Source organism: Frankia sp. Hr75.2, assembly GCF_949319125.1.
Taxonomy (GTDB): domain Bacteria; phylum Actinomycetota; class Actinomycetes; order Frankiales; family Frankiaceae; genus Parafrankia; species Parafrankia soli.
This window is the reverse complement of the sequence record NZ_CASGGV010000322.1, coordinates 15,563-37,672: the sequence shown is the minus strand read 5'-3', so window position 1 is coordinate 37,672 and position 22,110 is coordinate 15,563. Positions and strand designations below refer to the sequence as shown.

Sequence of the window (22,110 nt, the reverse complement as noted above, 5' to 3'; positions counted from 1 at the left end):
CGCCGCCGGCCTCGGCTGGGAAGCCAACCTCCCGGTCCTCAAGGAATACCTCGCCATCACCGACTTCGACGAGGCCGCCAAATGGGCCGTCGAGCACGGCAAGGCCGACTACATGTGGAGCAAGCAGGCCGTCTGCGCCTACGTCGCCACCCAGGCGATGCCCCTGCTCAAGCAGGGCATCCGCATCAACGCGATCTGCCCCGGCCCCACCGACACCCCCCTCGCCCAGACGAACAAGGAGACCTGGCTCGGCTTCGGCGCCGACTACCGGGCCGAGCTGGGCATCGAGGCCGCGACCTCGCTGGAACAGGCCTACCCGCTGCTGTTCCTCTGCAGCGACGCCGCCTCCGCCATCAACGGCATCACCATCGTCACCGACTCGGGGTACTTCTCCGCCGGCCTCACCGAGGTCTTCCCCGCGGCCACACCGATCGTCCGGTTCCTCTCCGGCCGCTAGGCCCGACGCATGACCGTGCCGGGTGCCGGGTGCCGGCACCCGGCACGGTCGCTGACCGCCCCCGGCGGGACGGCGGTGACACGGGGGCTCCTTCCCGGAACAGGGTGGAATGACAACCACGAACAGTGACGAGCGGCTGCCGGACGCGCACATCATCAACGAGCTCGGATTCCAGACGACCCGCGTGGGCGACGAGCTCCACGGGTCCGCGGCCGTCGTTCCCGAGATGTTCGTGCCCGGTACGACCAGCATCCGCACGTCGATCCTCGCCACCTGGGCGGACATCGTCGCGGGATACATGGTGCTGGACTTCCTCCAGCCGCGCGTCCCGGTCACCCTCGACCTCGACATCCACGTCCACGAACCGCTGCGGGAGCTCGAGCGGGTCGACGCCGCCGGGCGCCTGGTGAAGAAAGGCCAGTCGGTCGCGGTCATCGAGATCGAGCTGACCGGCGCCGACGGCCGCGGCATCGCCGCCGGCGTAGCCTCGTTCATGGCGGCCCCCGACCCGGCGATGCTGATGGACCCGGAGATGCTGCGGCGCCGGGAGCTGCCCGTGCAGCGCGGGCGGCTGCGGGTCCCCTTCGCCGAGCGCGCGCGGTGCGAGATCCGCGAGCCGGGCGTCGCCGTGCTGGCGCACGGGCACGACGGGCTGAACGCGTCCCGCAGCCTCAACGGCGGGCTGATCGCCCTGGCGGCCGAGGAGGCCGCGTTGTCCCTCGCCGCAGGCCCCACCAGCCTTTCGGTCCTGGCGTTGCGCTACCTGCGGCCGGTGCGAACCGGCCCCGCCGTTGCGACGGCGACCGTGGGATCCGGTGGCCTCGGCAAGGTCGAGGTCCGGGACTCCGGAGACGGCGGCCGGCTCGCTGTCTACGCCGTGACCAGGACATTCCCGGCCGCGGCCGGCCGCGGCACACAGACGGCCCCGGCCTGCTGACGGCCGTGACACAGAGAGGACGACCAGCAGCGATGCGCCCACTCCCCGAACTCACCCCCGCCACCGAGTGGTTCTGGACCTCCGGCGCCGACGGCACCCTGCGGGTGCAGGGCTGTTCCGACTGCGGCCAGCTCGTTCACCCGCCGGTGCCGATCTGCCCGAAGTGCCGCAGCCGCAACTGGGCGCCGACGGCGGTGTCCGGCCGGGCCACGGTCGTCGGGTTCACGGTGAACGCGCAGCAGTGGTCACCGGCGATGAAGCCGCCGTACGTGATCGCCAACGTGGCGCTGGCGGAGGACGCCGGCGTCCGACTGACCACGAACATCATCGGCTGTGAGCCGAAGGACGTGCACATCGGCCAGGAGGTCGACGTCCGGTTCGAGCAGCACGAGGACGTCTGGCTCGCCCTGTTCGAGCCGACCGGCACGACCGACCCGACCGACCGCGTCGGTGAGCCGAACCTGCCCACCCCCCGCGCGCCGCTGAGCTCGGACCGCTTCGAGCACCGCGTGGTCCTCTCCGGCATCGGGCGCTCGGCGATGGGGCGCCGGCTCATGGTCGACCCGCTGTCGCTGACCGTCGACGCCTGCCTCAAGGCGGTCGAGGACGCCGGCCTGCGGCTGGAGGACATCGACGGGCTCTCCACCTACCCGGGGGCCGGCGCGGCGGGGATGAGCGAGGGCGGGGTGAGCGCCGTCGAGGAGGCGCTGCGCATCCACCCGACCTGGACGAACGGCGGCGGCGACCTGCCCGGCCCGGGTGGCTCGGTCATCACCGCGATGATGGCCGTCGCCTCGGGCCTGTGCCGGCACGTCCTGTGCTTCCGGACGGTGTGGGAGTCCACCTACCGGGCGCTCGGCCTGGGCCAGGCGCCCGCGCGGGTCTCCAACCCTTCCTCGCTGTGGCGCGCGCCGTTCGGGGCGCTGTCGGCGGCGAACTGGATCGCCATGAACGCCAACCAGTACTTCCACCGTTACGGCGCCGACCGGGAGATGCTCGCCGCGATCGCCCTCAACGGCCGGGCCGGCGCGGCGCGCAACCCGGCGGCCATCTACCGGGAGCCGCTGACCCTCGACGACTACATGTCGGCACGGCCCATCACGACGCCGTTCGGGCTCTACGACTGCGACGTCCCGTGCGACGCGTCGATCGCGGTCATCGTCTCCGACGCCTCGGTGGCCGGCGACCTGCCGAAGCCGGCCATCCGCGTCGAGGCGGTCGGGACGCAGATCCTCGAGCGGGTCTCCTGGGACCAGGGCATCATCACGCACGAGCCGCAGGTGCTGGGCCAGTCCTCGCATCTGTGGACCAGAACGGACATGCGCCCCTCGGATGTCGACCTGGCCCTGGTCTACGACGGCTTCACCTTCAACGCGATCTCCTGGATCGAGGCGCTGGGATTCTGCGGCATCGGCGAGGCCAAGGACTGGCTGGACCAGGGCCGGCGGATCGCGATCGACGGCGAGCTACCCGTCAACCCGCACGGCGGCCAGCTCTCCGAGGGCCGCACCCACGGGTACGGGTTCTTCTACGAGGCGATCACCCAGCTTCGCCACGAGGCCGGCGAGCGCCAGGTCGCCGACGCGCGGACGGCCGTGGTCACCTCCGGCGGCGGCACGCCGTCCGGCGTACTGCTCCTCCAGCGCGACGGCGTGTGAGCCGCGCCGGAACCCATCAGCGCAGCGCAGGAGCCCATCGGCGCAGCGCGGAGACGTAGCGGCGCAGCACCGGGACAGAGCGGCACCAAGAGGCACGTTGCGGACGGATCAAAGCCGTACCAGCTATGACATAGTCACGGTCATGACGGAACTAAGCTGGGATCCGTTCGACAAGGTGATCCACCTTGCGCCGTACGACGTGTGGCGCCGGATGCGCGACGAGGCGCCGGTGTACCGCAACGACAGGCTCGACTTCTTCGCGCTGTCGCGGCACGCCGACGTCGAGGCCGCCCACCGGGATCCGGCCACCTACAGCTCGGCGCACGGCACCGTCCTGGAGATCATGTCGCCGGAGCCGATGCAGACCGGGCTCATCATCTTCATCGACCCGCCGACGCACACCGAGCTGCGCACCCTGGTCTCCCGGGCGTTCACCCCCCGGCGGATCTCGGCGCTCGAGGACTCCATCCGGGCCCTGTGCGCCGAGATGCTCGACCCGCAGGTGGGCGGGAGCGGGTTCGACTACGTGCAGGACTTCGCGGCCCAGCTCCCGTCCAAGGTCATCTCCGAGCTGATCGGGGTCGACCCGGCTGACCGCGAGGACGTCCGCCAGCTCATCGACCAGACCTTCCACCTCGAGGAAGGCGCCGGGATGATCAACGACATCTCGTTCGGCGCCCAGATCAGGCTGCACACCTACTGGAGCGAGCAGATCGAGCTCCGCCGCCGCCAGCCCCGCGACGACATGATGACCGCTCTGGTCGAGGCGGAGGTCAAGAGCGAAACCGGCTCCCGGCGCCTCACCACGCAGGAGGCCGCCGACTTCACGAACCTGCTCGTCAGCGCCGGCACCGAGACGGTCGCCCGGCTGCTCGGCTGGGCGGGTTTCGTCCTGGCCGCGCACCCCGGCCAGCGCGCCGAGATCGCCGCCGACCCGTCACTGATCGGCAACACGATCGAGGAGCTGCTGCGCTACGAGGCACCCTCCCCGGTGCAGGGCCGGGTGCTGACCAGGGAGGTGGAGCTGCACGGCACGGTCCTCCCCGCCAAGTCGAAGGTCCTGTTGCTCACCGGCTCGGCCGGCCGGGACGAACGGAAGTACCCCGACGCCGACCGGTTCGACATCCACCGCCGGTTCGACAGCCATGTCTCCTTCGGCCACGGCGTGCACTTCTGCCTCGGTGCCTCCCTCGCCCGGCTCGAGGGGCGGGTCGCGCTGCAGGAGACCCTGCGCCGCTTCCCCGAATGGGACGTCGACCACGACCGCGCGGTCCGCCTGCACACCAGCACCGTCCGCGGCTACGAGAAGCTCCCCATCACCCTCGGGTAGCACTCTGACCACAATCCTTCTCGGATTGGTCGGGCGACTTGTGGTCGGGAATTCTCCCAGCGCGTTGTCGGCGTTTGGAGCGGACGCTGGCGTGTTCCCGGCGGGCGCGGTGAACCGGGTGAACGGTCCACCCGTCCATCTCCATACCGAGTACCACAGGACCGTCTGACACCCAACACACCATCACGGCACCGTTGCACGCAACGTGACGAAACGTCACCGGACAAGGCTCGATGAGCTGCTGGCAAAGCATGCGTCGCTTTGACCACTTGAATCCACCTCATCAAAACAGGATTCCGACGCGAACCGGCATGCTCCCTGACCTCGGGTGAAGCAGCACGGGATCGGGGTGTCGATCTGCCGATCCAGATCGGAGTGGCTGAACCCGCCGGTATCATGAGGTCTCCGGGTTACGCTGCGCGCTTCGGTGTCGACGCGGACGCGGGGAATTGCGGGCAATGCGGGCTTCCCTGAAAGATCAGGGCACAGTGGGGCCTGATCAGCTATCCGTGCGCCGGCGCGTGGCCACGACGCACGGCGCCACGACGGGCGCGAACTTCTATTTTTGCTTGTTTGGCGGGCCCAGAGCTACGTCTAAGTAGATTGCGGAATTTTTCAGGAAGGACCGATATGACGCCGATTCCGGTGACGGCGCCGGGGAGAACTTCGCTTCCACCTACTCGGGATCACGCCTCGCTTATCATTCACGGAAAGGACCGAACCGGTATCGTCGCGGCAGTCGGATCGGTGCTGAGTGCCCACGGCGCGAACATCGTTTCGCTTGACCAGTACTCCGACAATCCGCAGGGTGGCGCATTTTTCCAGCGGACGGTCTTCAGTCTCGACAATCTAAAGGCGGTGCTGCCTGACATTGAGAAACACCTTGCGACGAAGCTGGCCAAGGAACTCGGGCTGGAGTTCTCGGTCCGTGACATGTCCGTGCCGAAGCGTGTTGCGATCTTCGCCTCGAAGCCCGACCACTGTCTACTCGACCTTCTGTGGCGCCAGCGGCGAGGCCAACTCCCGATCGTTGTCTCAATGGTGATTTCGAACCATCCGGACTCGGCCAGCGAGGTTCGCAGTTTCGGGATTCCGTTCTTTCATGTGCCTTCCGCGGGCCCAGAAAAATCCGCCGCGGAAGCCGTGCATCTGCGCTTGCTCCGAGGTAACGTGGATTTCATCGTCCTCGCACGGTATATGCAGATTCTGTCGGCAGACTTCATCAAAGAGGTTGCCGTGCCGATTATCAATATTCACCATTCTTTCCTGCCGGCCTTCGTCGGAGCCGGGCCATACATCAAGGCAAAGGAGCGTGGGGTGAAACTTATCGGCGCGACGGCCCACTACGTGACCGCCGATCTGGACGAGGGCCCGATCATCGAGCAGGACGTCGTTCGGGTGACGCATGCCGATACCATTGCCGATCTCCAGCGCCATGGGGCCGACGTGGAAAGGGCGGTTCTATCCCGCGCAGTACAGTGGCACAGCGAGGATCGTGTGATCCGAAATGACAACAACACGATTGTCTTTCGCTGAATAGCGGACGTCCGAAAAGAGTCGGCGAGGTCAGATGATCCGCCCACCGAGCGGTCCGCGCCGTCGTATGACGCGCCGGTAGACAGACCGACGGCCTGCCCGGTCATGCGGACGTCGTCGTCGCGACGTCGGCGACATGGCGACCGTGTTGGCCGGCGGCAGCCCACTGGACGCAGCCGCGCGGCTACGTTCAGTGGGACCCGGACCCACCGCCATCCCGGCCCCGGTCAGGATGGCAGCGCCACCGCGCCGGGCTCGCGCGTTCCCCCTGGCGTGGCTGGCCGCCGCCGACGTCGGGGATCCCGTCTCGCCCTTGCGCCACACCGTGGCCCCGGACACCGCGAGGCGGCTCGCTCGGGTACATCTACGGGACCCGAAAAAAATCGGGCGGCGACGTCGAGAACCCGTGGCTGGCTCCGTCCCCGCGGTGAACGCGACGAGGATGGGTCGCACCAGCACCGAGGAGAAGCACGATGGCCAAGTACCTGCTGCTCAAGCACTACCGCGGCGCCCCGGCCGCGGTCAACGACGTACCCATGGACCAGTGGACGCCGGAGGAGATCTCGGCCCACATCCAGTACATGAACGACTTCGCGGCCCGGCTCGAGGGGACCGGCGAGTTCGTCGACGGTCAGGCGCTCGCCCCCGAGGGGATGTGGGTCCGGTACGACGGCGAGGGCCGCCCGCCGGTCACCGACGGCCCGTTCGCCGAGACCAAGGACCTCATCGCCGGCTGGATGGTGATCGACGTCGACAGCCAGGAGCGGGCCGTCGAGCTGGCCGGGGAGCTGTCGGCCGCTCCCGGGGCGGGCGGGAAGCCGATCCACGAGTGGCTCGAGGTGCGCCCGTTCCTGACCGCGCCGCCCACCATCACGGAGTGACCTCCGAGGTGAACCGTCACGGAGTGACCTCCGGGGTGGACGAGGTCCTGCTCCGGAGCCTCACACCGAGCGTGCTCGGGATCCTCGTCCGCCGCGGAGCCGACTTCGCGGCGGCCGAGGACGCCGTGCAGGACGCGCTGGTCGAGGCGGTCCGCGTCTGGCCGGCCGACCCGCCGCGGGACCCGAAGGGCTGGCTGGTCACCGTGGCCTGGCGCCGGTTCCTCGACGCGGCCCGGGCGGACACCGCCCGCCGCCGGCGTGAGGACCTCGTCGACGAGGAGCCGGCGCCCGGGCCCGCGCCCGCGGTCGACGACACGCTCCAACTCTACTTCCTGTGCGCCCACCCGTCGCTGACGCCGTCGTCCGCGGTCGCGCTCACGCTGCGCGCCGTCGGAGGGCTGACCACCCGCCAGATCGCCCAGGCCTACCTGGTGCCCGAGGCGACCATGGCGCAGCGCATCAGCCGGGCCAAGCGCACCGTCACCGGCGTGCGGTTCGACCAGCCCGGCGACGTCGCCACCGTGCTGCGCGTCCTCTACCTGGTCTTCAACGAGGGCTACTCCGGCGACGTCGACCTCGCCGCCGAGGCCATCCGGCTCACCCGGCAGCTCGCGGCCGCGATCGACCACCCCGAGGTGGCGGGGCTGCTCGCCCTCATGCTGCTCCACCACGCCCGGCGCGCCGCCCGGACCGCGCCCGACGGCAGCCTCATCCCCCTCGCCGAGCAGGACCGCCGCCGGTGGGACACCACGTCGATCGCCGAGGGCGTCGCGATCCTGCAGGCGGCCCTCGCCCGCGACCAGCTGGGCGAGTTCCAGGCCCAGGCCGCCATCGCGGCACTCCACGCCGACGCACCCACCGCCGAGGAGACGGACTGGGTGCAGATCGTCGAGTGGTACGACGAGCTCACGCGCCTGATTGACAGCCCGGTCGTCCGACTCAACCGCGCGGTGGCCGTCGGCCAGGCCGACGGACCACGCGCCGGCCTGGCGGCGCTCGCGGCGCTGGACGACTCACTACCCCGCCACGCGGCGGTGGCGGCCTACCTCCACGAACGCGACGGCAACCTGGCGACCGCGGCACGGCTGTACGCCGAAGCGGCCCAGAAGGCACCCAATCTCGCCGAACGCGACCACCTGACCCGCCAGGCCGCCCGGCTCAACACCCGCCGGTGCCACTGACTGACCCCCAGACCCCCCAGACCGTCCGCGCGGTCGCGGGGTCGCGGGGTTCCGGAAGTTCAGGAGAGGTGCAGCTCCTAGCCGGCTTCCCCTGCGGCCGACGGGTCTGCGCCGGTCGCTCCCAGGTTCGCCAGGACGTGCGACGGTGCGTGGTTCGAGAAACCGGTGCCCGGCCAGTTCAGCCATCCCGACGAGGCGTAGGTGCCGCCGTCGGGGTGCAGGGTCGAGCCGGTGACATAGGTCGAGAGACCGGAGGCGAGGAAGACCACGCAGCCGGACACGTCGGCGACCTCGCCGGCCCGGCCCATCGGGATGCCGACGCGGATCCCGACCTCGGTCGAGTACGCGCCGTCGCCGCCTGTCATCTTGGTCATGTTGGGAGTCGGGGTGTAGTCGGGGGCGACGTTGTTGACCCGGATCCGGTCGGGGGCGAGCTCCACGGCCAGGGTCCGGCCGAACTGCTCCACCGCGGCCTTGGCCGCCGAGTAGACCGCGAACCCGGGGGCGGCCCGGTGCGCCTCGATGGTGGTCAGGTTGATGATGCTGCCGCCGCGCCCACCCGCCTGCATCCGGGGGGCGGCCAGCGAGCAGGCGTGCAGCACGTGCATGAGGTTCATGCGCAGCAGCGCGTTCCAGCCGTTCGGGCTGGTCTCCACGAAGGGTGCGCGGAAGGTGCCGCCGACGACGTTGACCAGGGTGTCGACCCGTCCCCAGCGTTCGTCGACGGCGGCGAACAGCGCCGCGAGCACGTCGGGGTCGCGGGCGTCGCCGTGGTGCACGATCGCCTCGGCGCCCTGCTCATCCAGCGCGGCCTGCAGGGCGTCGATCGCGTCCTTGTCGATGTCGACCACCGCGAGGCGCACGCCGTTGGCCGCCAGGTCGGTGGTCACGGCCCCGCCGATGCCCCCCGCTCCCCCGGTGACCACGGCGACGCTGCCCGCCAGCCCGCCTCTGTCCTCGAACCAACCCATGAACCCGCGCCTCCACTCCACGTCACGACCGGCACGACGTCACGACCGGCCCCGCCACCCGACTGACACAACCGCGCCCGCGACCTGAACTCGGCACGGCGACCGACGTTCAGATCCGGGCGCGCGTCACGAGAGGTGGGCCGCGCCGAAGGCCTCGATGAACTCGATGGTCTCGGCGGCGGACCGGGTGTGGGACGAGACCACCGCCCAGGTCACGCCCGCCTTCTCGATCTCGGCCAGGGCTTCGCCGTGACGATCCTCGCTGACGTTCTCCGCCGAGATGGCGGTCGAGTAGGAGTACATCACGTCGATCAGGTCGGTCCGGCCGTTCGCGGCGGCGGTGTCCCGCACCTCGCGGATCATGCCGGCGAGCTCGCCGATCGAGCCGATCGAGGCCGTGCGGGCCGTGTTGACCAGCTGCGGGCCGCCGGACATCGGCATCCAGCCCTGCGCGCGGGCCGCCACCCTGCGCCGGCTCAGCTTCGAGTTGCCGCCGATCCAGATCGGGATCGGGTCCTGGACGGGCCGCGGGCGGGCGATCACGTTGCGGGCGTCGAAGTGCAGGCCCTTGTAGCTGAACGGCTCACCGCTCCAGTGCAGCGGCAGCGCGTCGAGGATCTCGTCGAACAGCGTGTTGCGCTCGTCGATGTCGACACCGAGCGCGTAGAACTCGGACTTCTGGTAGCCGGTGCCGATCCCGAGGGTGAAGCGGCCGCCGGAGAGCTTGTCGACGGTCGCCGCGGCCTTGGCCAGCAGGAACGGGTTGCGGTACGGCGCGACCGACAGGTAGGTGAGCAGCCGCAGCCGGGTGGTCGCGGCCGCGACGTAGCCCAGCGCGACGAACGGGTCGAGGCTCTGGTGCCCGCCGTTGTCGAGCCAGCGGGCTCCGGGGACCGGGTGCTCGGTCAGCGAGAAGCCGTCGAAGCCGGCGCGCTCGGCGGCCGCCGCCACTTCGTGTAACGGACCGGGATCGAGCATGTCACCATCGGTGCCCGAGGTCTCCGGGTAGTGAAAGATGAAGCGCATCGTCGTCACCTCGTCGTACGTCCGCCGCGGGCCTGTCCGTGGAATCTGTCTACCAGAAAATTGACACTAAAGTCAGAAATCCTGGCCGGCTCCGGACGCACCGGGAACGGCCACACCGGTCACGGATCCGGTCGCGAGCCGGTGCCGGCCACGGCCTCGCCCCGGTGACGGAACGCGAGGTCAGGGCTGGTAGCGGTAGCCCATCCCCGGCTCGGTGGTCAGGTGGCGCGGGCGGGTGGGGTCCGGCTCGAGCTTGCGGCGCAGCCGGTTGATGTAGAGGCGCAGCGACGACGTGTCGGCGGCGTAGGCCGGCCCCCAGACCTGGCTGACCAGCGCGCGGCTGCTGACGAGCTTGCCCGGGTTGCGGACGAGCGCCTCCAGCAGCCGCCACTCCGTGGGGGTCAGGTGGACGGCCGACCCGCCCTCGGCCTGGGCTGTCACCGCCTTCGCCGCGAAGTCCACGCGGTAGTCGCCGACGTCCGCGGTGGGCCCGGTCTCGGCGGCCGGGGCCCGGCGGGCGACGGCGCGCATCCGGGCCAGCAGCTCCTCGACGGAGAACGGCTTGGTGATGTAGTCGTCGGCCCCGGCGTCCAGTGAAGCGATCTTCTCCTGCCCGGCCGTCCGCCCGGACAGGACAATGATCGGGACGCCGGTCCACCCGCGCAGGCCGTGGATGACCTCGATGCCGTCCATGTCCGGCAGGCCCAGGTCGAGCAGCACGATGTCGGGCGGGTGGGCGGCGGCCTCCGTCAGCGCGTGCCCGCCGTCGACCGCGGTGCGGACCTCGTAGCCGCGGGCGCGCAGGGTGATCCGCATCGCGCGCAGCAGCTGCGGCTCGTCGTCGACGAACAGCACCCGGCCCCCGGCCCGTGGCGCGGATTCCTCGCTCATGCCCCGCTCCCGTCGCGTGCCATGCCCGTCCCAGCATGGCAGTGCGCCGCGCGGCGCGGTACGCGGTCGGTCATCCGACAGCGGGGCCTGCCGGTCGCCGGACCGGGGGCGACCTAGCATCCGAGATCGACTACGGAGAGTAACCATTGCGATTCTCGGGAGGCGCCCATGACGACCACCACGAGAGCGCGGGGGCGAGCCGAGGCGCTCGCCGCGCTCACCGCCGCCGGCGCGATCGGCGCCGCGGTGGCACTGGCCCCGCCGGCCGCGGCGGCCATCCCCGGGCCCACCTACCACGGTGGCGGGCTGGAACTGATCGCCCTGGACCTGCCGGCGGGGACCGCCACCGGATACGCCCTCGACGTGAACGACGACGGCGTGGTCATCGGGCAGGCCTGGGACAACGCGTTCAACCAGAAGGGGGTCGTGTGGCGCGACGGCGTCCCCACCACGATCCCGGGCGCGATGCCGTGGCAGGTGAACGACAGCGGCCAGGTCGTCGGCTCGCTGTACTCGGACACCGGGCAGAGCCGGGGGTTCGTCTGGGAGAACGGGACGCTGACGACGCTGGAACCGACCGATCCCGGGCCGGACCGCTACAGCTATGCCGGCTCGATCAGCGCCGACGGCACCGTGGTGGGCCTGAGCGGCACGAACACTCCGCTGGCGGACTACGACCCGACCGAGGGCGCCACCAAGCAGGCGCCAGCCGGCGAGGCGGGATCCGAGGAGGCCGACGACGTCTTCCCGGACTACCAGCCCCAGATCCGCGCGACGGTCTGGCGGAACGGGACCGCGGTCGACCTGGGCACGCTCGGCGGCTCGTGGAGCAGCGCCGACCTGATCAACGACCATGGTCAGGTCGCGGGGAGCAGCGCAACCGCGGACGGCTCCGAGCATGCCTTCCTGTCCGGGCCGGGCGGGCTGCGTGACCTCGGAACCCTCGGCGGGCCCTCCAGTACCCCGCTCGACATCAACAACCGCGGCCAGGTCGTCGGGGTCAGCGAGACCGCGGACAGGCACAGCCACGCGTTCCTCTGGGAAAACGGGCGGATGCGCGACCTGGGCACGGCCGCCGGGCTCACCGAGAGCTCGGCTGTCGCGATCAACGAGCGCGGCCAGGTGCTGGTCGAGAGCCACGAGCAGATCTCGTACCCGTTCGAGGGGGAGCCCACGAGCACCGTCGGAATCTTCCCGGCGCACACCGCCTCGACCGCATACATCTGGACCGCTGGCCAGCAGCAGGCGGTGACCGGGCTCGGCGGCAACACCTTCTCCCCCGTCAAACTCGCCGACGACGGCACCGTCATCGGCTCGGCCGTGACGCCGGACGGCGTGGACCGGCCCTGGCTGTGGTCCGGGGGCGTACCCCACGACCTCAGCGGCCCTGCGCCCCTGCAGCCCGGCCAGGCGTCCGGGATCAACCGGTCGGGCCTGGTGGTCGGCCACGCGGGGTCCTTCACCAAGCAGGTCCCGGTGATCTGGCGGCGCACCTGACGCCGGCGGGCTAACCGTGGGAGCGGTGCGCGGCGGACCCGGAACCCGCGCCGGCCAGGGCCCGGCCGGCCGGCCCGGCGGGTGTGGGGGTGCCGGCCGGCGCCGGCCGGCCGCCGGGCCGGGTCGGTTCGCCGCGCCGACGGGCCAGGTACCAGCGCACCGACGAGTCGACCTCACGGCGCAGCCGCCGCACGGCCCCGACCTGCATCGCCCGGTGTGCCTGGTACCGCCACGGCGGCTGGTCGCCCTGCCGGGTGGCCATCGCGTAGGCGAAGGCCACCGGGTCGGGGTCGCCGCCGGTGGCCGGCCTGGCCCGGTCGAGCTGGCCGTCGATCCGCTCGAACCAGGCCATGCTCGTCCGGGCCCGGGCCTGCAGCGGGGCCAGCGCGGCCCGGCCGGCCCGGTCGAACTCGGCCAGCGCCACCGGGACCTCGCCGTGCTCGTAGAGCATCTGGGCGAGCATGACGCCGTCCATCATGGCCAGGGCCGTGCCGGAGCCGAGCGTGAAGTGGGTGGTGTGGGCGGCGTCGCCCAGCAGCACCATGTTGTCCCAGTACCAGCTGCGGTTGCTGACCTGGCCGAACCGCTGCCAGCGGGCGGGCCGGCGCAGCTGGTCGATCAGGCCCTCGCCGGCCAGCGGGCCGGCGAAGATCTTCCCGAGCAGGCGTAGTCCCTCGCCGTCGTCCGTGCCGAGGCCGAGCGCGTCCCAGGTCCGCGGCGCGCACTCGACGATGCAGGTGCTCACCTCCGCCCCGGACGGGTAGGCGTGGAACCAGACCCAGCCGGCCGGGGTCGGCTCGAACGCGAACGTGAAGCGCTCGAAGCGCCGGGGCGTGCCCAGCCAGATGTAGCGGTTGCCACCGGTGTCGACCCGGGTGCCGAACCGGTCCGCGAACATGCTGCGCACCTGGCTGTTCGCGCCGTCGGCGGCGATCACAAGGTCGGCGTCGGCGTGCGCGCCGAGGCCGCCGAGGCACCCCAGGTCCGCCAGGTCGGTGAGGTCGGCGACCTCGCGGTCGTGCTCGACCCGCACGCCGAGCTCCTCGGCGCGCCGGGTGAGGATGTCGAGCAGGGCCGCACGCTGCACGCTGAAGCCGTAGCCGGCGAAGTGCGCCGCCCGTTCGCCGCCCAGGCTGATGTCCTGCTCCTGCCAGAGCGTGGACGCGCCGCGGATCTCCCGGGCGCTGTCGGGATCATTGCGGAACAGGACGTCGAGCAGGTTGTCCCAGTAGACGACACCCCAGCCGTAGGTGGCGCCGGGCGGGTCGCGGTCGATGATGGTGATCTCGTGACCGGCGTCCCGGCGCTTGGCGGAGATGGCGAAGTAGAGCCCGGCCGGGCCCCCGCCCACACAGACGATCCTCACGAGACCCCCCTGGTCACGAAATCCTCGTCGGCACCGATCGGGACCGGTGCCCGTAAATGGGGCGAGGCCGCGCAGCGCGGCCCTTGCTCGCCGACCTGCACGACCTCACTTCGCCACTTCGCCACACCGGCGGGCGGCGACGACGGCGGGCTGGCCCGCCGCTGGACTACCGGTCCTGGGAATGCGCGGTCAGGCTGGTCTCACCAGCCCCAGCCGCCCCATCCCCAGCCACCCCAGCCCCAGCCGCCCCAGCCGCCGCTCCAGCCCCAGCCGCCGCCCCAGCCCCAGCCGCCTCCGCGGCCGATGATGATGAAGCCGTGACGGGTGACGTCCCGGAACGAGCCTCGAGCCTGGATGGCAGGCGCCTCGTAGGTAGCCTTCATGACCTGTTCCTCCGTCCGAGTTCACGTTTGGACAGTCCGAGCGCACCTCCGCGGCTCGTGACGAAGACGGGCCGGCCGACCCAGCGGGACGACGGGCGCGCCCGTCCGAATTCCATCGTGCACGGGACGGGTTCAGCGACGGTTCACTCTCGGTTCGTCACCGTCGCCACGGTCGGCGCCCGGCCGGGTCGCCCGGGCACCGGCGGCGGTCAGCCCTCGAGGTAGGCGAGGACGGCGAGCACCCGCCGGTTGTCGTCCTCGGACGGCATCAGCCCCAGCTTGGTGAAGATGCTGTTGGTGTGCTTGCCGACGGCCTTCTCGGTGATCACCATCGCGGCACCGATCGCCGCGTTGGACCGGCCCTGCGCCATGTGCGAGAGCACCTCGCGCTCGCGCGGGCTGAGGCGGTCCAGCGGCAGGCGACGGCGGCGGCTGTCGAGCAGGCGGGCGACCACCGTGGGGTCGAGGGCCGTCCCGCCGGCGGCGACCCGCCGGACGGCGTCGACGAACTGGCCCACGTCGGAGACCCGGTCCTTCAGGAGGTAGCCGATGCCGCCCCGGCCGTCGGCGAGCAGCTCACGGGCGTAGAGCTGCTCGACGTACTGCGAGAGCACGAGCACCGGCAGCCCGGGGATGCGCTCCCGCGCCTCGAGCGCGGCGCGCAGGCCCTCGTCGGTGTGGCTCGGCGGCAGCCGGACGTCGACGACGGCGACGTCCGGGCGCAGCGTGACGAGCTCGCGCACCAGCTGCGGGGCGTTGTCGACCGCGGCGACGATCTCGAAGCCGTGCGCCTCGAGCAGCCGGATGAGCCCGTCCCGCAGCAGGGCGAGATCCTCGGCGAGCACGACCCGCAGCGGCCGCGCGGGGTCGGCGGGTTCCTCCGGCACGGACGGCACCTCCTCAGTTTCGCTCGGTCCTCAGGTCCTCAGGTCCTCTGGGTCCTCAGGTCTCCGCGCCCGGCAGGACCGGGCACGGCAGGGTGATCGTGATCCTCGTCGGTCCCCCGGACGGGCTGTGCACCGACATCCGGCCGTCGAACGCCTCGAGCCGGCGCACCACCCCGCGCAGGCCCTGGCCGAGCGCGGGATCCGCCCCGCCGAGCCCGTCGTCCGTGACGACCACGCTCAGCATCCTGCCGTCGTGCGCGAACCGCACCGCGCCGTGCGCGGCCCGGCTGTGCTTGACGACGTTGGCCAGGCATTCCGCGGTCGCGAAGTAGACGGCCGACTCGACCGCCGCCGGCAGCCCGGACGGGACGTCGCCGTCGACGCGGACCGGCAGGGACAGGTCGAGCGCGAGCGCGCGGATGCCCCCGGCGAGCCCCCGGTCGGCGAGCACCGAGGGGTGGATGCTGTGCATGACGGCCCGCAGGTCGTCGAGCGCGCCGACCGCGGACAGCCGGGCGTCGCTGAGCAGCTTCGCCGCCGCCGCCGGGTCGCTGTGCAGCAGGGCCTCGGCCATGCCGAGGTTCATCGCCAGCGAGACGATCCGCGCCTGGGCGCCGTCGTGCAGGTCCCGCTCGATCCGCTTGAGCTCGGCGGCCTGCCCGTCGAGCGCGCCGCGGCGGGTGCGGGTGAGCGCGTCGACACGCTCGGTGAGCTCACGCTCCCGCTCGGCGGGCATCAGCGCGACGATCCAGGTGTGGATGGCGAGCCCGATCGTGAGCGCGAGAATCGTCCAGACCGGCCAGAAGTAGCCGCCGCCGGACAGCGCCCACACCACCACGTCGACCGGGATGGCCAGGGCAGCCACCGCCCGGGTGGCGGCGAGCCACCGGCGCCGCCCCGGCGGTATCCGCCGGACCCACCCGACGAGGATCGCGGCCCAGAACACGGTGCCGATGCCGAACCACACCCAGCGCGGCCAGAAGTAACCACCGCCGACGGCCGCCCAGATCAGCAGCACGACGGCCCCGGCCGCCAGCCCGATCACGACCGGTGGCGCCACCGGTCCCGGCACCCTGGCCGAGGCCATGGTCGAGACCTTCCCGGAACTCATGTGCTCCAGCCTCGCCGAACCGGACGGCGAACCGGGCCGGTGGGGCGGCGGCAGGCCGGATTATCGAACCGATGCCATCGGAAGGAACGCGCCGATCGCCTCGGACCGCTCATCGTGATCGGACCGCTCGTCGTGAGGAGCACACCGTGAGGAGCACATCATGAGGAACTCCATCACCGTCGCCCGGCTGGTCCGTCATGTCGAGGCACGTCGGCTGCGCGGGCAGGACGACGCGGGACGGCGGCGGCCGCGGGTGGTGGTCGTGGGCAGCGGGTACGCCGGGCTCGGGGTACTGCGCCATCTGGAGGCCCGGCTGCCGGCCGGTGCCGCCGAGCTCGTGCTCGTCTCCCCCACGGACCATCTGCTGTACACCTCGCTGCTGCCCCAGGTCGCCGCCGGCGACATCGAGCCGCGGCACCTGGCGGTGTCCGTCCGCGGTGCGCTGCGGCGGACGGTGCCGCATCTGGGCCATGCCACCGCGGTCGACGCCACGCGCCGTGAGATCACGGTCGTCGGCATGACCGGCGAGCCGTCCACGCTCGCCTGGGACAGGCTGGTGCTCGCGCCCGGCGCACTCACCCGGACATTCGACATCCCAGGACTGGCCGAGCACGGGCTCGGAATGAAGAACCTGGCCGAGGCGGTCTACCTGCGCGACCACGTCCTGCGCCAGCTCGAGTACGCCGACGCCAGCGACTCGGACGCCGAGCGGCGGGCGCGGTGCACGTTCGTCGTGGTCGGCGCCGGATACACCGGAACCGAGCTCGCCGCGCAGATGCGGCGGTTCACCGTCGAGGCGCTGGGGCAGTTCCCGCGGCTCGACGCCGCGCAGATCCGGTGGCTGCTGCTCGACCTCGCGCCCAGGGTGCTGCCCGAGCTCGACGAGCGGCTCGGCGCCGGCGCGGCGAAGGTCCTGCGCGAGCGCGGTGTGGAGGTGCGGCTGGAGACGTCCGTGACCGAGGTGCGCGCGGACGCGGTCACGCTCACCGACGGCGCCGTGATCCCATCCCACACGCTGGTCTGGTGCGCGGGTGTGACGCCGAATCCGCTGATGAGCCGGCTCGGGACGGAGACGGTCAAGGGGCGGCTGGTCGTCGACGAGAACTTCCAGGTCCCCGGTCTGGACGGCGTGTTCGCGCTCGGTGACGCGGCGGCCGTCCCGGACGTGACGAAGGGCGGCGCTCCCGCCGGGCAGACCGCGCAGCACGCGGTACGGCAGGGCGGGGCCGCGGGGCGGAATGTCGCGGCGTCCCTCGGCTACGGCCGGATGCGCCCGTACCGCCACCGCGACCTGGGCTTCGTCGTCGACCTGGGCGGGGCGGACGCGGTCGCGAACCCGCTGGGCCTGCCGCTGTCCGGGCCGCTGGCGGCGGCGGTGACCCGCGGGTACCACCTGCTGGCGCTCAGCGCCGCGGCCAACCGCGCCTATGTGGGCGCGGACTGGCTGCTCGGCGCCGTGGCCCGGCCGCGGGTCGTGCAGCTCGGGTTCCTCCCCCCGCCGAACGCCACGATCGCGCAGGTCGAGCAGACGGAGCTCTACGGCGCGCCCTGAGCTCAGGGCGCGCGCCGCAGGCTCAGGGCTGTCGGTTATCCCCGCATTTGTGGGTACTCCCCGCTTCGCGGGGAACATCGCCGCTGTGAACATCATCCGCGCGCAGGCGGCCCGGCTCCCGTTGGCCGCCGCGATCCTGGTGCTGATCCTGGTTGGTAGTGGCTTCCTGATAGACGAGGGCCCGGCGGGGGTCCGCGACGAGGACACCTCCGCGGTGGGGTGGCTGGCGGGCCACCGCACATCCTGGCTGGTGCGCGCGACCGAAGCCGCCACCTGGCTCGCCGACACCTGGACCGTGATCGCGGCGACCGCGGTGCTGGCCGCCGTCGCCGCCTGGCGGACCAGGGCCTGGTGGCTGCCCGGTGGGATCATCCTGCTGACCGCCGGCGAGACCGCCATCTACGAGATCTCCAACACCCTGGTGGCGCGCCCGCGGCCCGCGGTGGCACGGCTGGACCCCGGTGACCCGATGGCCAGCTACCCCTCCGGCCACGTCGCCGCCTCGGTCTGCCTCTACGGCGGCCTCGCCCTCCTTCTGCTCCACGTCGCCCGCCGTCACCCCCGTCACAGCCACGGCCGGGGCCACGGCGTGGCACGGGCCGGGGCGGCGGTGGCGGTCGCCGCCGCGGTCGCGGTGCCGCTGATCGTGGCCTTCTGCCGCACGTACCGGGGCATGCACCATCCCAGCGACGTCCTGGCTGGCGCGTTTCTCGGCGCCTGCTGGCTGGCGGCCGTGAACCGCACCGTCCTGGCCCGGGGGTTCGCCGTGGATGACCGGGAACGGCGGTCCGCCGGCCTGCGCCCGGTCGGCGCCGAACCGCGTCCGGCACACCCAATGTGACCGCGCCGGGATGCCGGCCGGGTCGGCGGGCCGGGCCCACACTGATCCGGGCCCCGCCGGGCCACGGATGGAGGGGGACGGGTGAGGGACGCCGACGCCGACACCCACGGAACCGGCCCCGGCCGGGCCGATTCCGCGCGGCGCGACGCCCACGGAACGGTCGTGCCGGTGGTGCCCCGCATCGACCTGTGTGGCGTCGGCAAGCACTACGGCGGCGGCGAGGCCGGGGTGACCGCACTCGAGGACGTCGACCTGCGGGTCGAGGGCAGCGCGTTCGTGGTCGTCCTCGGGCCGTCCGGGTGCGGCAAGACGACCCTGCTGAACCTGGTGGGGGCGCTGGACATCCCGACCGCTGGGACCGTCCGACTCGGCGGGGCCGATCTCACCCGGTCCTCGCAGCGGGAGCGGCGGGAGATCCGGCGGCACACGGTCAGTTTCGTGTTCCAGTCGTTCAACCTGTTCCCGGCGCTCACCGCCCGGGAGAACGTGCGGTTCGGGGCCGACGTCGCGGGCCGGCCGCGGGCCCGGGAGGTCACCGAGGAGGTCCTCGACGGCGTCGGGCTGGCGCCCCGCGGCGACCACTTCCCCCACCAGCTCTCCGGCGGGGAGCAGCAGCGGGTGGCGATCGCCCGCGCGCTCGCCACCGGCAACCCGATCCTGCTCGCGGACGAGCCGACCGGCGAGCTCGACTTCCACACCGGGGTCCAGATCCTCGTCCTGCTGGAGGCGCAGACGGCCGCCGGCCGCACCGTCGTGGTCGTCACCCACAACCGGGAGATCGCCCGCATCGCGGACCGCGTGGTCGAGCTGTCCAGCGGACGGATCGTCACCGACGGCCCGCCGCCCGGCGGCCGCGTGCCCGTCGGCGACCTGCGATGGTGAGCGGCCGATGGTGAACGGCGGCGGACGGCGCGGCGCGGTGCTCGGGGAGACACCCGGCGGTGACGGCCACGCCGCGACACCCGGCAACGGGAACAGCGGCCGTGGCGCGGCGCCCGGCAGCGGCCGGCGCGGCGCGGCATCCGGGGACGACGGCGGGCCGGTCCGGGGCGGCGCGGGGTCGGCGGGGCTGTGGCTGCGGTGGTCGTGGCGCGACCTGCGGGCGCGGCTGCTGCTGGTGGTGGCGCTCGCCGCCGTCATCGGCGAGGGAACCGGCCTGTACGCCGGCCTGACCAGCACGTCGCGGTGGCGCTACGAGTCCTACGACGCCAGCTTCGCCGGGCTGAACGTGCACGACCTGCGGATCAGCGTGGACGCGGGCGCCACGGTGCCGCGGGGGCGGCTGCGCGACGTCGTCGCGGCCCTGCCCGACCCGGCCGCCGTGGATGCGAGCGCCGAGCGCCTGATGTTCCCCACCGAGATCGAGGCGAGCCGACCAGGGCACAAGGAGGTGCTCGTCCGCGGCGAGGTCGTCGGCGTCGACCTGACCGCGCGCCCGCTCGTGGACGGGATCTCGGTCGCCGCCGGCCGCGCGCTCACCACGGCCGACCGGGGACGGCCCGTCGGCGTCCTGGACCACGGGTTCGCCCAGGCCAACGACCTGCCGGCGACGGGCACGGTACGGATCAGCGGGGACCGCGAGATCGGATACGTCGGCGAGGGGCAGTCCCCGGAGTACTTCGTGCTGCCCGGCGAGCAGCCCGGACTGATCACCCAGGCCGGCTTCGGCGTGCTCTACACCTCGCTGGAGACCGCGCAGAACCTCGCCGGCGAACCGGGAACGGTCAACGACCTGGTCCTCACCGCGCGGCCCGGGACCGACGTCGCGGCCCTCCAGCGGCAGCTCACCGCGGCCGTCGCCGAGCGGCTCCCCGGGGTGAGCACCACGATCACCAACCGTGACGACATCGCGTCCCGGCAGATCATGTACGACTCGATCGAGAGCAACCAGGCGCTGTGGAACGCGCTCGCGCTGCTCGTCCTGGTCGGTGCCATGTTCGCTGCGTTCAACCTGGTGGGACGGGTGGTGGACGCGCAGCGCCGGGAGATCGGCATCGGCATGGCGCTCGGGGTGCCGTCCCGGATGCTGGCGTTGCGCCCGTTGCTGCTGGGGCTGCAGATCGGGATCCTCGGGGTCCTCGCGGGGCTGGCCACGGGGATGATCATCACTGCCGCGATGGGCGCGATGCTGCGCGACGTGTGGCCGCTGCCGGACTGGCGCACCGGCTTCCAGGTCGGGGTGTTCGCCCGCGCCGCGGCGGTCGGCCTGCTGCTGCCGCTGGTCGCGGCGGTCCACCCGGTGTGGCGGGCGGTGCGGGTCGAGCCGGTGCGGGCGATCCACGCGTCGGCCATCTCCGGCTCCACCCGCGCCCGCGGCCGCCCGCGGCGGCGGCGGCGCGGGTTCCCGCTGCCCGGGGGGAGCCTGGCCCGGATGCCGGCGCGCAACCTGGCACGCGCCCCGCGGCGGATGCTGCTCACCGCCCTGGGAATCGCCGCGGCGATCACGGCACAGGTCGTGTTCACCGGCCAGCTCGACACCTTCACCCGGACGACCGACGCCGCCGAGACCGAGCTGACGTCCACCAGCCCCGACCGGCTGCGGGTGACGCTGCCGTCGGTGCAGCCCGTCACCTCGCCCACCGTCACCGCGGTCACCGACTCACCGGCGGTCCGCGGCTCCGACGCCACGCTCGCCCTGCCCACCAGGCTGCTGGGCCCGCCCGGTTCGGCACCGCACGAACCGATCGACACCCTGACCTACATCCTGGACGTCGACAACCGCATCTGGTCACCCTCGATCACCGAGGGCAGTGCGACGGGCGGCCTGCTGCTCGCCGCCAAGGCCGCCCACGACCTGGGCGTGGGCGTCGGCGGGACGGTCCTGCTACGCCATCCGCGCCGGGCCGGCGACGGCTACCAGACGGTCGACACCCCGCTGCGCGTCGCCGGCATCCACAGCTTCCCGGTCCGCTCGGTGGCCTTCCTCGACGCCGCCGACGCCGGCTCGTTCGGCCTCGCCGGCCTGACGAACGTGCTGACCGTCCTGCCCGCGCCCGGCTACGACCAGCTCGACGCGATGCGCACGCTCGCGGCCGTCCCCGGGGTCGGCTCCGTCGTCCCGGCGACGGGGAGCATCGAGGAGATCCGTGCGCTGCTACGCACGTTCGTCGGCATCCTGCGGATTGCCGAGATCGCGGTGCTCCTGCTCGCCCTGCTGATCGCCTACAACGCGATGAGCATCGCGATGGACGAGCGTCGCCGGGAGCAGGCGACGATGCTCGCCTTCGGGCTGGCTCCGCGCCGGGTGCTGGCGCTCGCCGTCGCCGAGAGCGCGCTGATCGGCCTGCTCGGCACGGTGATCGGCCTGGTAGCCGGCTACTGGACGCTGCGCTGGACCGTCGAGGTCCTGCTCGCCGACACCCTGCCCGACCTGGGCATCCGGGCCGTGCTGTCGGTTTCCACCCTGCTGACCACACTGCTGCTGGGAGTCTTCGCGGTCGCCGTCGCCCCGCTGCTGTCCGCCCGGCGGGTACGCCGGATGGACGTCCCGTCCACCCTGCGAGTGATCGAGTAGGACGCCACTCGGCCCCCACTCCCCGGACAGCGCCCCGCGGCCCGCCGCGGAATGAGCGGAATGATCACCGGCTCCCGGCCGTCGGAACCGC

General features: G+C 72.3%; 19 protein-coding genes. 12 read left to right on the top strand and 7 right to left on the bottom strand.

The features are described 5' to 3' along the window. From AC559T_RS29940 to AC559T_RS29910, 7 genes are all read left to right on the top strand, one after another. A partial coding sequence (locus AC559T_RS29940) for an SDR family oxidoreductase (RefSeq protein WP_498870830.1) occupies positions 1-457 on the top strand: 457 nt, incomplete at its 5' end. Between the two features lie 109 nt (positions 458-566). Next, on the top strand, positions 567-1,394 hold the full coding sequence (locus AC559T_RS29935; protein WP_498870829.1) for a PaaI family thioesterase: 828 nt from the start codon (positions 567-569) through the stop codon (positions 1,392-1,394). Between the two features lie 32 nt (positions 1,395-1,426). Next, positions 1,427-3,052, top strand: a complete 1,626-nt coding sequence (locus AC559T_RS29930; RefSeq protein ID WP_112105406.1) for a thiolase C-terminal domain-containing protein — start codon at positions 1,427-1,429, stop codon at positions 3,050-3,052. A gap of 142 nt (positions 3,053-3,194) precedes the next feature. Then, positions 3,195-4,382, top strand: a complete 1,188-nt coding sequence (locus tag AC559T_RS29925; protein ID WP_498870828.1) for a cytochrome P450 — start codon at positions 3,195-3,197, stop codon at positions 4,380-4,382. 630 nt (positions 4,383-5,012) lie between these two features. Beyond that, complete coding sequence (purU, locus tag AC559T_RS29920) at positions 5,013-5,918, top strand: formyltetrahydrofolate deformylase (RefSeq protein WP_498870827.1); 906 nt, start codon at positions 5,013-5,015, stop codon at positions 5,916-5,918. A gap of 473 nt (positions 5,919-6,391) precedes the next feature. Beyond that, a complete protein-coding gene (locus tag AC559T_RS29915) occupies positions 6,392-6,799 on the top strand; it encodes a YciI family protein (RefSeq protein WP_071060134.1) in 408 nt (135 codons plus the stop codon). A 35-nt stretch (positions 6,800-6,834) separates the two neighbouring features. Continuing rightward, complete coding sequence (locus tag AC559T_RS29910) at positions 6,835-7,980, top strand: RNA polymerase sigma factor (RefSeq protein WP_498870831.1); 1,146 nt, start codon at positions 6,835-6,837, stop codon at positions 7,978-7,980. Between the two features lie 77 nt (positions 7,981-8,057). Here the strand turns inward: AC559T_RS29910 and AC559T_RS29905 are convergent, their stop codons facing one another. From AC559T_RS29905 to AC559T_RS29895, 3 genes are all read right to left on the bottom strand, one after another. Next, a complete protein-coding gene (locus AC559T_RS29905; RefSeq protein WP_020461843.1) occupies positions 8,058-8,951 on the bottom strand; it encodes an SDR family NAD(P)-dependent oxidoreductase in 894 nt (297 codons plus the stop codon). Positions 8,952-9,077: 126 nt separating this feature from the next. Beyond that, entirely contained in the window at positions 9,078-9,977 is a 900-nt protein-coding gene (locus tag AC559T_RS29900) for an LLM class F420-dependent oxidoreductase (RefSeq protein ID WP_112105412.1), read from the bottom strand. A 180-nt stretch (positions 9,978-10,157) separates the two neighbouring features. Then, on the bottom strand, positions 10,158-10,868 hold the full coding sequence (locus tag AC559T_RS29895; protein WP_071066788.1) for a response regulator: 711 nt from the start codon (positions 10,866-10,868) through the stop codon (positions 10,158-10,160). Positions 10,869-11,036: 168 nt separating this feature from the next. Here AC559T_RS29895 and AC559T_RS29890 point away from each other — a divergent pair, with 168 nt between their 5' ends. Continuing rightward, positions 11,037-12,365: a hypothetical protein gene (locus AC559T_RS29890; protein ID WP_112105409.1), complete on the top strand. Its 1,329-nt coding sequence runs from the start codon at positions 11,037-11,039 to the stop codon at positions 12,363-12,365. Positions 12,366-12,375: 10 nt separating this feature from the next. Here the strand turns inward: AC559T_RS29890 and AC559T_RS29885 are convergent, their stop codons facing one another. The 4 genes from AC559T_RS29885 to AC559T_RS29870 form a co-directional block, all read right to left on the bottom strand. After that, the gene (locus tag AC559T_RS29885; RefSeq protein WP_498870826.1) at positions 12,376-13,716 is read right to left on the bottom strand and encodes an FAD-dependent monooxygenase; all 1,341 of its coding nucleotides are present in this window, start codon (positions 13,714-13,716) and stop codon (positions 12,376-12,378) included. Positions 13,717-13,931: 215 nt separating this feature from the next. Next, positions 13,932-14,114, bottom strand: coding sequence for a lasso RiPP family leader peptide-containing protein (locus tag AC559T_RS29880; protein WP_131627219.1), 183 nt, complete (start codon positions 14,112-14,114; stop codon positions 13,932-13,934). Between the two features lie 209 nt (positions 14,115-14,323). After that, a complete protein-coding gene (locus AC559T_RS29875; RefSeq protein WP_198145655.1) occupies positions 14,324-14,968 on the bottom strand; it encodes a response regulator transcription factor in 645 nt (214 codons plus the stop codon). A gap of 88 nt (positions 14,969-15,056) precedes the next feature. Further along, the gene (locus AC559T_RS29870; protein ID WP_243657870.1) at positions 15,057-16,112 is read right to left on the bottom strand and encodes a sensor histidine kinase; all 1,056 of its coding nucleotides are present in this window, start codon (positions 16,110-16,112) and stop codon (positions 15,057-15,059) included. Between the two features lie 160 nt (positions 16,113-16,272). Here AC559T_RS29870 and AC559T_RS29865 point away from each other — a divergent pair, with 160 nt between their 5' ends. The 4 genes from AC559T_RS29865 to AC559T_RS29850 all read left to right on the top strand — a co-directional run bounded on the left by AC559T_RS29865 (position 16,273) and on the right by AC559T_RS29850 (position 22,019). Continuing rightward, entirely contained in the window at positions 16,273-17,664 is a 1,392-nt protein-coding gene (locus tag AC559T_RS29865; protein WP_498870825.1) for an NAD(P)/FAD-dependent oxidoreductase, read from the top strand. A 49-nt stretch (positions 17,665-17,713) separates the two neighbouring features. Then, positions 17,714-18,505 (top strand): phosphatase PAP2 family protein, encoded by a 792-nt coding sequence (locus AC559T_RS29860; protein WP_498870824.1) that lies wholly within the window; start codon positions 17,714-17,716, stop codon positions 18,503-18,505. Positions 18,506-18,586: 81 nt separating this feature from the next. Further along, positions 18,587-19,387 carry an ABC transporter ATP-binding protein gene (locus tag AC559T_RS29855; RefSeq protein ID WP_200835183.1) on the top strand — a complete coding sequence of 267 codons (801 nt, stop codon included), beginning with the start codon at positions 18,587-18,589 and terminating at the stop codon, positions 19,385-19,387. A 7-nt stretch (positions 19,388-19,394) separates the two neighbouring features. Continuing rightward, complete coding sequence (locus tag AC559T_RS29850; RefSeq protein WP_498870823.1) at positions 19,395-22,019, top strand: ABC transporter permease; 2,625 nt, start codon at positions 19,395-19,397, stop codon at positions 22,017-22,019. Positions 22,020-22,110: the final 91 nt, after the last annotated feature.